Raw genomic sequence first — 13,301 nt, 5'->3', positions numbered from 1 at the left:
GCACGGGTCGGGGCCGCCGCGCCGTCAGAGGGTGAAGCCCTCGACGTCGTGCTCGGCCCGGGCGATGGACTCCTTCAGCGCGCGCAGGAGCTCTTCGCGGCGTTCGGCGGAGAAGCGGGCGCTGGGAACGGCGACGGTCAGCGCGCACAGGGCATCGCCGGCGCCGTTGCGCACGCAGGCGCCGAGCGCCGAGACGCCTTCCTCGGTCCCGTCGATGTTGAGCGCGTGGCCGCGGGCGCGCACCGAGGCGATGTCGCGCCGCACGTGCGCCCACTCGGCGTCCTCCAGCACGGGCCCGTCGGTCCGCAGGAGCTCCTCCAGCCGGTCGTCGTCCAGCTCGGCCAGCAGGGCCTTGCCCCCCGAGGCCCGCCAGGCCGGCAGGAGCGTGCCGCGCCGGTCGCCGACCTTGAGCAGCTGGGAGGATTCGGCGCTGGCCAGGAAGCGGACCCGGGTGCCGGTGCGGACCAGCAGGTTGACGGTCTCGCCGGTGCGCTCGCACAGCTCCTCCATGTGCGGGGTGAGCAGGCGGCGCAGTTCGCCGGTGGAGCTTCCGCCGGCGTAGGCGAAGGACAGGGAGGGTCCGGGCCGGTAGACGCGGTCCTCTCCGTGCACGGCGAAGTCCCGGTAGACGAGCATCGCCAGGAGCCGGTGGACGGTCGAACGTGCCAGGCCGAGTTCGCGCGCGGCCTCGCTCACCCGGACCTGGCCCTGGTCGCGGAGCATGTGCAGCAGCAGGAGCGCGTTGTCGACGGACTCCAGCGCATAGGCAGGCTTGTTCTTCACAGAAGAATTGTATTGCAGTCTCCAGAACACCGCTCCTAGTGTGCTGTGCATCCCGTCCCGGCGTATGCCGGCACACAGTCCGAGGAGCACATCCATGAACACCGGCCCCGCCGCTCCGGAGCCCACCCCTGAGGAGGAGGCCGCGCTCGAGCGCCTCTACTCCGACTTCGACTCCGAGAACCTCGTCCCCCTGTGGACCGAGATCGGCGACCTGATGCCGCCCCACCCCCGGTCCGACGCCGACCCGCACCTGTGGCGCTGGAAGACCCTGCTGCCGCTGGCCGAGCGCGCCGGCGACCTCGTCCCCGTGGGCCGGGGCGGTGAGCGCCGGGCCATCGCCCTGGCCAACCCGGGCCTGGCCGGGCGCCCCTACGTCAGCCCGACCCTGTGGGCCGCCATCCAGTACCTGGGCCCGCGCGAGGTCGCCCCCGAGCACCGCCACTCCCAGAACGCCTTCCGCTTCGTGGTCGAGGGCGAGGGCGTGTGGACCGTCGTCGACGGGGACCCGGTGGCCATGCGCCGCGGCGACTTCCTGCTCACCCCGGGCTGGCACTTCCACGGCCACCACAACACGACCGACAAGCCGATGGCCTGGATCGACGGCCTCGACATCCCGTTCGTGCACGCCACCGACAGCGCGTTCTTCGAGTTCGGTCCCGACCAGGTCAGCGACCACAGCACCCCCGAGACCTCCCGCTCGGAGCGCCTGTGGGCGCACCCGGGCCTGCGTCCGGTCTCCGACCTGCGCGCCCGCCACAACTCGCCCATCGCCGCCTACCGGTGGGAGTACACCGACCGGGCCCTGACCGAGCAGCTGGCGCTGGAGGACGAGGGCCATCCCGGTGTCGTCGAGCCCGGACACGCCGCCGTGCGCTACACCAACCCCACCACCGGCGGCGACGTGATGCCCACGATCCGCGCCGAGTTCCACCGCCTGCGCCCGGGTACCGCCACCGCGACCCGGCGCGAGGTCGGCTCCTCCGTCTACCAGGTCTTCGAGGGCAGCGGCGTGGTCCGCCTCGGCGGCAAGGAGTTCACCGTCGACCGCGGCGACCTGTTCGTGGTGCCCTCCTGGGTGCCCATGAGCCTGGGCGCCGAGAGCCGGCTGGACCTGTTCCGGTTCAGCGACACCCCCGTCTTCGAATCCCTGCACCAGGACCGCGTGTCCGTCGAGAAGGAGTCAGAGTGAGACTGGCGACCCTGCGCCTGAACGGCACCACCGCCGCCGCCCGGATCGAGGCCGATGCCGCGGTCGAGCTGCCCGCGGCCGACGTCGGCGCGCTGCTGGCGATGCCCGACTGGCGCACCGTGGCGGCCTCCGACGGCCCCCGCCACGACCTGGCCGGCCTGGACCGGGCGCCGGTCGTGCCGCGGCCGGGCAAGATCGTGTGCGTCGGCCTCAACTACCGTACGCACATCACCGAGATGGGCCGCGACCTGCCCGAGTACCCGACCCTGTTCGGCAAGTTCGCCGAGGCCCTGATCGGTCCCACCGACGACATCGTCCTGCCCGCCTCGTCGGAGGCCATGGACTGGGAGGCCGAGCTGGCGGTCGTCATCGGGGCTCCGGTGCGCCACGCCGACGAGGAGCAGGCGCGCGCGGCCATCGCCGGGTACACCGTCCTCAACGACGTGACCGCCCGGGACTGGCAGTACCGGTCCGTGCAGTGGCTCCAGGGCAAGACCTTCGAGGCCACCACCCCCATGGGCCCGGACCTGGTGACCCTCGACGAGCTGGGCGAGGGCGGACTGGACATCGAGTGCGTCGTCGACGGCGACACCGTGCAGAGCTCCAACACCGCCGACCTGGTCTTCGGCCCGGTCGAGCTGGTGCGGTACGTCTCCTCGATCGCGACCCTCCGGCCGGGTGACGTCATCGCCACCGGCACGACCGGCGGTGTCGGCCACGCCCGCAAGCCTCCGCGCTACCTCGCCGACGGCTCCGAGGTCGTGACCCGCGTCGAGGGCATCGGCGAACTGGTCAACACCGCCCGCCGGGAGCAGATCGATGGCTGAGGTCACGGCCCTCGACGAGCGGATCGCCTGGATGGAGGAGGGCACGGCCCTCCTCCTGCGGGCCCTCGCGGACCTGTCCGACGACGACCTGTCGGGACCGTCGGGCCTTCCCGGGTGGAGCCTGCGCCATGTGGCCGCGCACGTGGGGTACAACGCCCGCGCGCTGAGCCGACTGGCGCACTGGGCGCGCACCGGCGAGAAGACGCCCATGTACTCCAGCGGTGAGGCACGGGCCGCCGAGATCGAACAGGGCGCCGCCCTCCCCGCCGGGGAGCTGCGGGCGCTGGTCGCCGAATCCGCCGAGCGGCTGCGCGCCGACCTGGCAGCGCTGCCCGCCGACCGGTGGGAGGCAAAGGTCGCCACGGCACAGGGGCGCACCGTCCCCGCCACCGAGATCGTCTGGATGCGGTGCCGCGAGGTGTGGGTCCACGCCGTGGACCTCGGTGCGGACTTCTCCGACGTGCCCGCCGCCGTGGTGGACGCGCTCGCCCTGGACGTGCTGTCGATGTGGGAGCGCCGGGGCGAGGGCGCCGACATCGCGCTGGCCCCCGCCGACCGGCCCGCAGGGTGGCCCGGCCGCCCGGTGCCCGGGGCCGGGCAGGAGCCGGTGGTCGTCCGCGGCGACGCCGCCGGCCTCACCGGATGGCTGACCGGCCGTTCCGCCCCTCCCGCCCCCGCCGGCGGGGAGGGGACCTCCCTCCCCTCCCTGCCGAGGTGGCTGTGAGCAGCCACGGTCCGAAAGGAGCCCCCATGTCCGAGGTCCACCGCACCGATCCCGGGAGTTCGCACGAGGTCGTCGTCGTCGGAGGCGGCATCGGAGGGCTGGGCACCGCCCTCGCCCTCACCCGGGAGGGCAGGAGCGTCCGCCTCCTGGAGCGCGCCGACAGTTTCGGCGAGGTCGGTGCCGGGTTGCAGCTCGGCCCGAACGCCACCCGGATCCTGCGGGAGTGGGGTCTGCTCGACAAGGTGCGCGCGGCCGGTGTGGAGCCCAGGCGCCTGGTCTTCCGCGACGCCCTCACCGACGAGGTGCTCACCGAGCTGGACCTGGGGCAGGAGTTCCAGGAGCGCTACGGGGCTCCGTACGTCGTGTTGCACCGCAGCGACCTGCACTCGATCCTGCTGGAGGCCTGCCGCGAGGCCGGCGTGCTGCTGGAGACGGGGCGGACGGTGACCGGTGTGGAGAACACCGAGGACACCGCCTACACGCAGCTGGCCGACGGCACCGTCCTGGAGAGCGACGTGGTCGTGGCCGCCGACGGGCTGCGCTCCACCCTGCGGGGGCAGATCGTGGACGACGAGCCGGTGGGCTCCGGCTACGTGGCCTACCGGGGCACGGTGCCGTTGGCCGAGGGCGACCCGGTGCCCGACGACGTCGTGGCCTGGGTCGGTCCGGGCTGCCACTTCGTGCGCTACGCGCTGCGCCAGGGCGACATGCTGAACCTGGTGGCGGTCTTCCGCAGCCCCGCCTTCGACCGGGGCGAGTCCGAGTGGGGCGGCCCCGACGAGCTGGACGCGGCCTTCGGCGATTGCAGCGACACGGTGCGCTCTGCCCTGGCGCACCTGTGGCGCGACCGCTGGTGGCCGATGGCCGACCGGGAGCCGGCCTCGGAGTGGGTGAAGGGGCGCACCGTCCTGACCGGCGACGCCGCACACCCGATGCTGCAGTACCTGGCGCAGGGTGCGTGCCAGGCGCTGGAGGACGCCCACACCTTGGCCGAGCTCTCCACCGGGCAGGAGTGGGCCAAGGCCCTGGCGTCCTTCGCCGAACGGCGGATCCCCCGGACCGCCCGCGTCCAGACCACCGCCCGCATGTGGGGCGACATCTGGCACGTGGACGGGGTCGCCCGCGTGATGCGCAACGAGCTGTTCCGGACCCGGGACAGGTCCGACTACAAGTACACCGACTGGCTGTACGCTCCCTGACACCCGTGCGGGGTGGGCCCCGGCCTTCTGCTCGGGGCGCCCTACTTGGGGCGCCAGCTCCTGCCGCGGCCGGCCTTCTTGGGCTTGCGGGGCAGCGGGCGCGCGGGCTGGGGGTCGGCGGCGGGCTCGGCGGCAGGCGCGGCGGCGGCGCCCTGTCCGGCGGAGGGCTGCGCCCTGCCGAGCCGCTCCAGGCGCTCCAGACGCTCCGTGCGGGAGGCGATCCGGGGTTCGGCGGGCACGGTCCGAGGTCGCGGCCGGGCCGGTTCGGGTTCCTGCCGGGGCCTGGCCGGTTGGGGTTCCTGCCGGGGCCCGGTCGGCGCGGTGCCGGCCGCCGGGGGTGCCGGGCTCCGGCCGCCGTCCCCGGGTGCCTCGGCGGGTCCGCCGCGCGGCCCGGCCTTTCCGGGTTTCCGCCGCGGTGAGGGGGCCAGGGCCTCCTGAAGGCTCCGGAGCACGGATGTCTCCGCTTCCCCAGGAGCCTGTGCGGTTCCGGGGCCCTGCGCGGGCTCTCCACGCTGTCCGGTCGCCTCGGCACCGCCCTCGCTCCCGGGGGCCCCGGAGGATCCGGAGGTCCCCGCCGTCCTGGGGGTCTGCGCGGCCTCGGGGATCTTCCCTGTCTCCGGGGTACCTGCGGGCCGGGGGTCCGCCACGGGTTCGGGGGCTTCCGCGGCTCCGGAGGTTCCGGTGGGGTCCGGGGTCTTCTCCGTCCCACCGGGCCGTGCGGGATCCCCGGCTCCTCGTGTCTCCCCGAAGCCTCCGGCTCTGCTCTCCTCCGTCGGCTCAGGGGTCTTCATGACCCCGGGGTCTTCCGTGGGTCGGAAGGCCTCCACGGGAGCGGGTGCCGGTACGGGGCCGGAGGCCGCGGCGGGTTTCGGGGCCGGGTCGGGCGCGGGGGACTCGGCGTCCAGGAAGCTCCAGAGATCCTCGGTCCCGGTCGTCCCCGCCGGGGCGAGGGGCTCGTCCAGGAACTTCCAGGGGTTCTCGGGTTCGGCGGCCGGTGCGGGCGCGGAGGCGCGGGGCTGGTCGGGGCCGGCGGGTGAGGAGTGGTGGTAGGCGCGGACGGCCGACACGACCTGGTCGGCGGTGGATCCGGGCCAGGAGCAGTGGAAGAGGGGGTTGAGCGGCGGGCTGGTCTGGGTGATGAGGCCGTCCGCCTCGATGACGAGGCTGCCGCCCAGGGGCCAGCGGCCCAGGATCACCGCGGTGATGCCGTTGCGCTGGCCGTGCAGCAGCAGTCCCGACAGCGCCGTCTCGTATTCGGGTCCGGGTGCGGAGGCGACCAGGGCCAGCGGCGGGCGCTCCCCGGTGTCCCCGTGGAGTTCGCGCTGGAGGACCTCCAGTGCCTCCTCCATGGTGTCGACCATGCGAACGGGCTCGCACGGGTGGGCGCGCAGCAGGTCGCGGGTCTTCTCCCCCAGCAGGCGGACCGTGTCGGCCTCGGTGATCAGCACGCGCACGGCGCTGCCGTCGAGGGGGTCGAGCGCGTTGGCGACCAGGCGCCGGACGGCGCCGAAGGCGCCTTCCCCGGTGACGCCGAGCCCGGGGACGTGGTCCAGTTCGACGGTGACCCGCTCGTCGATCTCGTCCTCGGGGACGGGGCGGGGCGGCGGGGCGGGCAGGGCCAGGCGCCGGGGCCGGGACCTGGGGAGCGACCGCACGCGGGGCAGGCTCAGGCTGATCCGGGGCACGCGGACCCCGCGTCTGCCGAGGACGTAGCCGCCGGCCAGGCCGGCGAACGCCAGTGCGCCGGTGACCGTGCCGTCGGGGATCTCCAGGACGACGACCCGGCGGTCGCCGTCGTCCGCCGGAGCCTCGGAGGCGATCTCCTCGACCGCCGCGGCCTCCCGGGTGTGGACCACCGCCGGCGGCGGTTGCTGCGGGACGACGGTGTAGGACACCTCGGCCCGGCGCTGGGCGGCGGCGCCTCCGTCGCGGGGTTCCCCCGATCCGGCGCCGCGCGCCTCGAAGTCGGGGGCGTCCTCGCCCAGGGTGTCGGCGAGGTGGTCGGCGACCGCCTGCGCCCGGCGCTCGGACAGGTCCATGTTGGCGGTGGCGCTGCCGCTGGGGTCGGTGTGCCCGGTGATCCGGACGGGGGTCCCCGGGTCTCCGTAGGAGGCGATCATCTCCGCGACCGGGGCGAGGTCCTGGCGCATCTGCTCGGTGAGTTCGGCGGATCCGACGGCGAACCCCGCGACGGTGCGCACGCGTTCGGTGGGCCGGGCCGCCTCGCCGAAGGCCGGCGGCACGCCCTCCTCGCCGTTCCCGCCGTTCTCGTCCCCGGCCCGTTCCTCCTGCTCCTCCTGGCCGTCGGCGACCGTGTCGGCGAACGCGCCGGCCGGGGTGAGGGCCGCGGTGCCGACGGCGGCGGCCGCGACGGCCTGGAGGGGGCCGAGGGGGCGCAGCCTGCGGGGCGCGCCGCGCAGGCGGGCGGCGACCTCGACGGCCAGGCCCGCGGTGTACAGGCCCCACAGGGTCCACAGGGCGACGATCAGCAGGGCGGCCGGCACCCCCGGCGGCAGCCGCAGGCCGCGCAGGTGGGCCGCGGCCACGTCCCACGACTGCGGCAGTTCGGGCCAGGGCAGGTGCCACAGCAGGAGGTAGGGGACACCGGCCAGGACCGCCGCGGTGATCAGGGCCGCGCTCAGCTTTCCGACATGGGACATGTCCGCCTCACAGGGAGCTAGAGGTGGGCTGGGTGTGGGGACGTGCCGTGGCCGTGGCGCCGACGGTGGTCGAGCCCATCGGCAGCAGGACGTAGGAGTAGGACACCGAGCAGGTCACGGTCACCGTGTCGCCGCTGACCGAGACCGTTCCGGTGGCGCCGGAGGCGGCCAGGAAGGACTGCGCCGCCGAGGCCGCGGCGGCGGGGTCGAGGCCCACCGCGTCGCCTCCCGCGCGGTAGGCGGCCCAGTCGATCTGCTGGGCGCCGGCCCGGGCCGCCTCCTGGGCGAGCACCGCGGCCTCGTTGCGGCTGCGGAGCATGCCCCCGCCGTCGAACACCAGGCCCAGGCACAGCAGGAAGGCCGACAGCAGGACGGCGACGAACGCCGTGGTCTGGCCTCGGTCGTCTCTCACGGCTGCCCCCGGAAGGTGTCCACGACGACCGTCGACTCGCCGGTGACCGTGTGGGTCCCGGGGACGCCGAGGCCGGTCAGGTCGGCCAGGCTGACGTGGCAGCGGACCACGGCGGTCACCGCTCCTCCGGGGAGCAGCCCGCCGGAGTCCAGCGTCACGGTGTGGCTGCCGCAGCCCAGGCCGTGGCCGGCCAGGGTCTGGGTGGCCACGCTCCGCGCCGCCGCCTCCGCGGCGGGCACGGTGCGCTGGAGGGAGGCGGCGCGCGCGGCGGAGTGGGCCGCCTCGTCGGCGGTGGTGCTCGCGTCCACCACCCGCCCGGCCAGCACCATGAGCAGGGCGAAGGCCAGGAGGGCGGGGGTGAGTACCGCGAGCTCCACGGACGCCGAGCCTCGGTCCCTGTCGGTCACGGGGTTCCCTCCTCGGGGACGAACCGCTCCACCGGGGCGGAGGAGTCGTGCCGTACGGGCCAGGTGATCCCGGGCAGGAGGCTCGGTACCTGTGCCCGCACGACGACGTGCACCTCCTCCGCGCCGCGCTCGACGGAGACGTCGAGGTCGGTCAGGAGCGAGCCGCCGAGCGCCTCGGAGGCGGAGGTGCCGCCGTCCGCGGTGCGCGACTGCTCGGCCGTCCTGCGCGCGATGTCGGCGGCGACGTGGTCGCCGTGCATCCACAGGGCGGCCTGGATGACGAACAGGACGAGGAGCAGCAGGAGTGGCGTGGCCACGGCCAGCTCCGCGCTGCCCCGGTCCTCGCGGGGAGGGCGCACCGGTCAGACTCCGCCGATCTCGGCGATCTTGGCGTCCACGAGCGTCTTGACGGCGGCGGCCACCGCGCCGGCCAGGACGACCAGCACGGCGATGATGATGACCGTCTCGGTGGAGTAGCCGTCGTCGTCCTTGCCGGTCAGCCGGTGGCGGAGGTGGACAGCGGTGGCCTGGAGGGCGATCAGCCGGTTGTTGGCGAGGGCGATGAGTCGTCTCATGGAAAGCTCCGGGGTGGTTCGGGGGTTTTCAGGCGAACAGGATGTGGCTCATGGCGGGGTAGCCGAGGAGGACGAGGAAGCCGGCGAAGAGCAGGACGACCGGCAGGCTCATCCGCTCGGTGGCGGACTGGGCCTCGGCGTCGATCTCGGACAGGAACTGGGTGCGCAGGGTCTTGGCCTTGGCCGCCAGGGAGCCGCGGATGCGCGCACCGTCGGCGCCGGCCAGTTGCAGGCTCGCCGACAGCTCGGAGAACTCGGGGGTGTCGAAGCGCTCGCCGAGTTCGCGCAGCGCGGTCCAGGGCGGGCGGCGCAGAAGGGCGGCCTCGCGCAGGCTCTCCCGGATGCGGGACATGGCCCATCCGCCACCGGCCGCGGCGGCGTCGGAGAGGGCGCCGTTGACGCCCGCCCCGCCGGCCAGCGACACCACGACCAGGTCGGCGAACCCGGCCAGGGTGTGCCGCATCTGCTTGCGGCGCCTGTCCGCCTCGTCACGCAGCGACAGGTCGGGGGCGAACCAGGCGACCAGGGCGAAGAGCACCCAGGCGGCCGTGCCGTAGGCGGTGCCGAGGGCGACCCCGGACAGGGCGAGCAGTCCGCCCAGGAGCGGGGGCAGGAGCAGGCCGAGCAGGAGCCCGGTGAACTTCTCGGCGAGGTAACCGCCGGCTTCGCGCTCGCACACCCGCAGGTTGCGGCGGGTGCGGGGGCCGGGCAGGCCCAGGCCCGCCAGCAGCGGAATTCCGAGCGTGCCGAGGCGGGCCAGGGTTCCGGCGTCCTCGCCGGCGACGGGCGCGGGGCGCGGGGGCGGCGGGTCGGCGAGGCGTTCGGCGAGGGTGGGCCGGGCCCAGCGCACGGCCAGCACCAGCCACAGGCCCAGTCCGGCCGCGGCTCCGGCGGCGGCTGCTGCCAGGAGGGGGCTCATCGCGCTGCCTCCGGTGTCGGGGAGGGCCCGGGGGCGAGCACCCGCGGTCCCAGGTCGAAGCGGGACATGCGGGTCAGCCAGACCAGGGCGGTGGCCCACAGCGCGCCGATGGCCGCCATCACCAGCTGTCCCAGGAGGCCGTCGAAGGGGGCCAGGTAGTCGGGGCTGAACAGCAGCATGAGCACGGCCATGCCCAGGGTCGCGGCGACGATGATCCGCGTGGAGGTGCGTACGCGCGCGCGGCTCGCCGCCACCCGCACGAGCATCGCCGCCTGGTCGCGGGCCGCCTCGGCGAGGGTGCCCAGCAGGACGCCGAGGTCGGTGGCGTGCCGGGTGGCGGCGCTGGTGAGGGCGGAGGCCACCAGGTCGGCGGTGGGGTTGTCGACCTCGTCGGCGAAGGCCCGCAGGGAGTCCTGGACGGGGCGGCCCGAGCGCAGCCGCTCGGCGAGGCGGGTGACGGGTTCGCGGACGGGTTCGGGGGCGATGGGCACGGTGGCGGCGATGGCCTGGTGCAGGCCGGAGGCGCCGGCCATGAGGTCGCGCAGCATCTCCGTCCAGGCCGCGACGGCCTCCACCCCGGCCACCTGGTCGCGGTGGCGGTGGTCGGGGCCCAGCAGGGAGGGGCCCCACCAGCAGCCGGCGGCGATGAGCGCCCCGGCCACCGGCCAGCCGGTGAGGAGCCAGACCGCGCCGCCGGCGGCCGCGCATCCGGCGAGCTTCAGCAGCTGCCACTGCCCGGGCAGGGCCGCGGCGCGCCGCGGCCGCCGGGGCCGGGCGAGGGCGGCCAGCGACACCAGGGTCAGCCACAGGCCGGCTCCGGTGAGGGCACCGAAGGCGGCGACGAGGATCAGCGGGGTCACGGAGCCCACCCCACCGGGTCGGTGTGCAGCACGGCGGGGTCGAAGCCGGCCTCGGCGAGGGCGTCGAGGGTGTCGGGGCTGGGCGGCGCCGCCGGGAGCGCGCCGTCGCGGCCGCTGCGGTAGATCTCGTTGGAGATCACGTTCTGGCCCTCGGAGCCCACGACCTCGCGCACGCTGGTGACCTTCCGCCCGCCGGTGGGCAGGGCGGACACGTGCACGACCAGGTGCACGGCGGCGGCTACCAGGGACGCGGTGGCCTCCAGGGGCAGGCGTTCGGCGGACTGGGCGGCGTAGGCGCCCAGTTTGGTGAAGGCGCCCGCGGAGTCGGCCGCGTGCAGGGTGGTGAGGCTGCCGTCGTTGCCCTGGCTCATGGCGTTGAGCAGCGGGACGGTCTCGGAGCCGCGGGTCTCCCCGACGATGACGCGGTCGGGCGACATGCGCAGGGCGGTGCGCACGAGGTCGGCGATGGTGATCTCGCCGACGCCCTCGACGTTGGCCGGGCGGGCCTGGAGGGCGACGCAGTCGGGGTGGGCGGCGCGGTCGCGGTCCAGGCCGAGCTCGAAGACGTCCTCGATGGTGACGATCCGCTCCTCGGGCGGGATCTCGGCCGCCAGCGCCCGCAGGAGGGTGGTCTTGCCGGCTCCGGTCCCCCCGGTGACGACCATGTTGCGGCGGGCGCGGACGGCGGCCCGCAGCAGGGCGGTCAGGGCGGGGTCGACGGTGCCCAGGTCGCGGAGGCGTTCGAGGCTGGTGCGGCTGTGCCGGTGGCGGCGGATGGAGACGGCGGGCTGCCGGGAGACCTCCATGACCGCGTTGAGGCGTTCGCCGCCGGGCAGCTGCATGTCGAGGATGGGGGCGCCCGGGTCGAAGCGCCGCTCCCCCGAGGGGGACTCGGCGGCCAGCCGCCGCACCAGGGCGACGACGTCGTCGGGGTCGTCGAAGAGGGCGGCGTGCTGTTCGCGGGTGCCGTCGGCCCGGCGCACCCACACGTCCACGCCGTTGATGTTGATGTTCTCGATGTCGGAGTCGTCCAGGAGCGGCTGGAGGGGGCCCAGGCCGCACACCCTGGCCAGGGCGCCCGAGGAGACGGCGGCCTCGGTGGCCGGGTCGAGGACCGCGCGCCCCTCGGACAGCGCCCGGGTCGCGGCCTCGTCGAGGATCTGCGCGATGACGCGCTCGGCGCGGGCCCGGTACTGCTCGGCGGTCTCCTCGGGGCCGCCGCGGGTCTCCTCGCTCAGTCTGCGGGTGGCCTCCGCGGCGGTCCGAGCCACCTGTTCCGCCCGGGTCCGGGCGCGGTCGGTGTCCAGGAAGAGGTTGTCGGTGAGGTCGAAGGGTTCGCTGTTCACGCCGGGGCTCCCGTCAGCTGGGGCTCGGTCCTGGTCCCGGTCGCGGCGAGGTCCGCGGCGAGGCGGGACGCGGCCCGGAACAGGGGGCGCCGGTGCGGTCGGCGCAGGTCGGCCTCACCACGCAGGAACGCCGCGGCGCGCGGGTCGGCGGGCAGGCGGCCCCACACGCCGGGGCCCAGCGCCTCGGTGATCTCCTTGGTGCCGCCCTTTCCTCCGGTGACGACGGTCCGCAGGCCCGGCAGGGTCTCGGCGAGGGTTGCGGAGGCCTCCTTGGCCCGGCGCAGCTGAGCGACGTCGTCGGCGACGAGCAGAAGGGCCGCGTCGGCGCGGGCGGCCAGGGCGGCAGCCGGCGAGCCGGGGGCCAGGCGGCCCAGGTCCAGGACGGTCGCGGGGCCGGTCCCGGGAAGGAGCACGGAGGGGTTCTGGGAGAGCAGGCGCACGGCTCCGCCGGCGCGTTCGGCGGTGACGGGGGCCGGGCACACGGCCAGTCCTCCGGGGAGGGCCTGGGTGTGGTCGGCCGGGGCCGTGCCGGAGGCGGTGTCGTGGCGGGCGGCCGCGGCCAGGCCGGTCAGCCCGGGTGCGGGTTGCAGGCGCTGCCAGGTGGCGACGTCCCCGCCCGAGGCGTCGGCCTCGACCAGGACCGCCTCGCCGGGCCAGACCGCGGCCAGGGCCAGGGCGGCGGTGGTGGCGCCGGGGGCACCGCCCAGGGAGAAGAGCGCCACGGTGCGGGGCATCAGGCACCTCCGCGGGGGTTGACCTGGACCAGGCTGACCTGTTCGGCCGCGGCGGCCGAGGCGATGCGGGCGGCGTCGGTGGAGGCCACGACGAGTTCGAGCGTGGCCGAGCCGTCGGTGGAGGAGGCGGTGTCGATGCTCTGCACGAGCGCCCGGTAGGCCTCCACCCCCTCCGTCTCCTCGGCGGTGACCACCACGGACACCGCGGCGCCCGCACTCAGGGAGGCGGGGAAGCGGCCGGGGCGCAGTGCGGCGCCGACCACGGCGCGGTCACTCTCGGGGAAGGCGGCCTCGGCGCCCAGGGCCGCCTCGGGCAGGATTCCGCCCTCGGTGACGGGGACGGTGAGGGTGCGTCCGACCGTCTCCTCCAGGTGCTCGGCGCCGATGAGGGAGACCCCTTCGAAGGCGCCGATCCTCTCGATCCTCAGGTCGTCGGCCGCCACCACGTGCCCGGCGGGCAGGTCGGTGACGGCGACGAGGACGCCGCGGCGGGTGTCGAGCTGCTCCAGGGCCAGGACCCCTCCCAGGGCGCCGGTGACCGTCAGGGTCAGGGCCAGCACCAGCCAGCGCCGGCGCCGGGGGCCGCTGCCCAGGAGCCGCACGGGCGGTGTGCCCTGCGCCTTCGGGGGCGCGGGGGGCGCGGGTGCCGTCTTCGTGTCCACCACG

Annotated in this window: 15 protein-coding genes; 4 read left to right on the top strand and 11 right to left on the bottom strand. The window is 75.4% G+C overall.

What is annotated here, in order from left to right:
• Positions 1 to 24: 24 nt before the first annotated feature.
• Positions 25 to 783 (bottom strand): IclR family transcriptional regulator domain-containing protein, encoded by a 759-nt coding sequence (locus tag FHS13_RS05500; protein WP_221442411.1) that lies wholly within the window; start codon positions 781 to 783, stop codon positions 25 to 27.
• Between the two features lie 94 nt (positions 784 to 877).
• Here FHS13_RS05500 and FHS13_RS05495 point away from each other — a divergent pair, with 94 nt between their 5' ends.
• The 4 genes from FHS13_RS05495 to FHS13_RS05480 are packed head-to-tail and all read left to right on the top strand — an operon-like array spanning position 878 to position 4,722.
• Positions 878 to 1,972: a cupin domain-containing protein gene (locus FHS13_RS05495; protein ID WP_246404577.1), complete on the top strand. Its 1,095-nt coding sequence runs from the start codon at positions 878 to 880 to the stop codon at positions 1,970 to 1,972.
• A complete protein-coding gene (locus FHS13_RS05490; RefSeq protein WP_184288484.1) occupies positions 1,969 to 2,799 on the top strand; it encodes a fumarylacetoacetate hydrolase family protein in 831 nt (276 codons plus the stop codon). The genes FHS13_RS05495 and FHS13_RS05490 overlap by 4 nt, the downstream gene beginning before the upstream one ends.
• Positions 2,792 to 3,523 (top strand): maleylpyruvate isomerase family mycothiol-dependent enzyme, encoded by a 732-nt coding sequence (locus FHS13_RS05485; RefSeq protein WP_184288482.1) that lies wholly within the window; start codon positions 2,792 to 2,794, stop codon positions 3,521 to 3,523. Before FHS13_RS05490 ends, FHS13_RS05485 begins: the two co-directional genes overlap by 8 nt.
• A gap of 26 nt (positions 3,524 to 3,549) precedes the next feature.
• A complete protein-coding gene (locus tag FHS13_RS05480) occupies positions 3,550 to 4,722 on the top strand; it encodes an FAD-dependent monooxygenase (protein WP_184288479.1) in 1,173 nt (390 codons plus the stop codon).
• Positions 4,723 to 4,763: 41 nt separating this feature from the next.
• Here FHS13_RS05480 and FHS13_RS05475 read toward each other — a convergent pair whose 3' ends face one another.
• Genes FHS13_RS05475 through FHS13_RS05430 form a run of 10 tightly spaced genes read right to left on the bottom strand, consistent with a single transcriptional unit; the run spans position 4,764 to position 13,300 of the window.
• Positions 4,764 to 7,382 carry an OmpA family protein gene (locus FHS13_RS05475; RefSeq protein ID WP_184288477.1) on the bottom strand — a complete coding sequence of 873 codons (2,619 nt, stop codon included), beginning with the start codon at positions 7,380 to 7,382 and terminating at the stop codon, positions 4,764 to 4,766.
• Positions 7,383 to 7,389: 7 nt separating this feature from the next.
• A complete protein-coding gene (locus FHS13_RS05470) occupies positions 7,390 to 7,794 on the bottom strand; it encodes a pilus assembly protein TadG-related protein (protein ID WP_184288474.1) in 405 nt (134 codons plus the stop codon).
• Entirely contained in the window at positions 7,791 to 8,201 is a 411-nt protein-coding gene (locus FHS13_RS05465) for a TadE family protein (RefSeq protein ID WP_343064915.1), read from the bottom strand. The genes FHS13_RS05470 and FHS13_RS05465 overlap by 4 nt, the downstream gene beginning before the upstream one ends.
• Positions 8,198 to 8,560, bottom strand: coding sequence for a TadE/TadG family type IV pilus assembly protein (locus FHS13_RS05460; protein ID WP_343064914.1), 363 nt, complete (start codon positions 8,558 to 8,560; stop codon positions 8,198 to 8,200). Before FHS13_RS05460 ends, FHS13_RS05465 begins: the two co-directional genes overlap by 4 nt.
• A 3-nt stretch (positions 8,561 to 8,563) precedes the next feature.
• The gene (locus FHS13_RS05455) at positions 8,564 to 8,776 is read right to left on the bottom strand and encodes a hypothetical protein (protein ID WP_184289231.1); all 213 of its coding nucleotides are present in this window, start codon (positions 8,774 to 8,776) and stop codon (positions 8,564 to 8,566) included.
• A 28-nt stretch (positions 8,777 to 8,804) separates the two neighbouring features.
• The gene (locus FHS13_RS05450) at positions 8,805 to 9,695 is read right to left on the bottom strand and encodes a type II secretion system F family protein (RefSeq protein ID WP_221442410.1); all 891 of its coding nucleotides are present in this window, start codon (positions 9,693 to 9,695) and stop codon (positions 8,805 to 8,807) included.
• Positions 9,692 to 10,564, bottom strand: a complete 873-nt coding sequence (locus tag FHS13_RS05445) for a type II secretion system F family protein (RefSeq protein ID WP_184288471.1) — start codon at positions 10,562 to 10,564, stop codon at positions 9,692 to 9,694. Before FHS13_RS05445 ends, FHS13_RS05450 begins: the two co-directional genes overlap by 4 nt.
• Positions 10,552 to 11,901: an ATPase, T2SS/T4P/T4SS family gene (locus FHS13_RS05440; RefSeq protein WP_184288468.1), complete on the bottom strand. Its 1,350-nt coding sequence runs from the start codon at positions 11,899 to 11,901 to the stop codon at positions 10,552 to 10,554. The genes FHS13_RS05445 and FHS13_RS05440 overlap by 13 nt, the downstream gene beginning before the upstream one ends.
• Positions 11,898 to 12,635 carry a hypothetical protein gene (locus FHS13_RS21675; RefSeq protein WP_184288465.1) on the bottom strand — a complete coding sequence of 246 codons (738 nt, stop codon included), beginning with the start codon at positions 12,633 to 12,635 and terminating at the stop codon, positions 11,898 to 11,900. The genes FHS13_RS05440 and FHS13_RS21675 overlap by 4 nt, the downstream gene beginning before the upstream one ends.
• Entirely contained in the window at positions 12,635 to 13,300 is a 666-nt protein-coding gene (locus tag FHS13_RS05430) for an SAF domain-containing protein (RefSeq protein ID WP_184288462.1), read from the bottom strand. The genes FHS13_RS21675 and FHS13_RS05430 overlap by 1 nt, the downstream gene beginning before the upstream one ends.
• Position 13,301 lies beyond the last annotated feature (1 nt).

The organism is Nocardiopsis algeriensis, assembly GCF_014203695.1.
GTDB classification, from domain to species: Bacteria; Actinomycetota; Actinomycetes; order Streptosporangiales; family Streptosporangiaceae; genus Nocardiopsis; species Nocardiopsis algeriensis.
The sequence above is the reverse complement of the archived record's forward strand: the minus strand, read 5'-3'. Positions and strand labels throughout refer to the sequence as shown.

Bases quoted from the DNA above. Each gene is read 5' to 3' on its own strand.
- FHS13_RS21675 (WP_184288465.1), bottom strand. From the start codon at position 12,635: ATGCCCCGCACCGTGGCGCTCTTCTCCCTGGGCGGTGCCCCCGGCGCC.
- FHS13_RS05495 (WP_246404577.1), top strand. From the start codon at position 878: ATGAACACCGGCCCCGCCGCTCCGGAGCCCACCCCTGAGGAGGAGGCC.
- FHS13_RS05480 (WP_184288479.1), top strand. From the start codon at position 3,550: ATGTCCGAGGTCCACCGCACCGATCCCGGGAGTTCGCACGAGGTCGTC.
- FHS13_RS05475 (WP_184288477.1), bottom strand. From the start codon at position 7,382: ATGTCCCATGTCGGAAAGCTGAGCGCGGCCCTGATCACCGCGGCGGTC.
- FHS13_RS05485 (WP_184288482.1), top strand. From the start codon at position 2,792: ATGGCTGAGGTCACGGCCCTCGACGAGCGGATCGCCTGGATGGAGGAG.
- FHS13_RS05450 (WP_221442410.1), bottom strand. From the start codon at position 9,695: ATGAGCCCCCTCCTGGCAGCAGCCGCCGCCGGAGCCGCGGCCGGACTG.
- FHS13_RS05455 (WP_184289231.1), bottom strand. From the start codon at position 8,776: ATGAGACGACTCATCGCCCTCGCCAACAACCGGCTGATCGCCCTCCAG.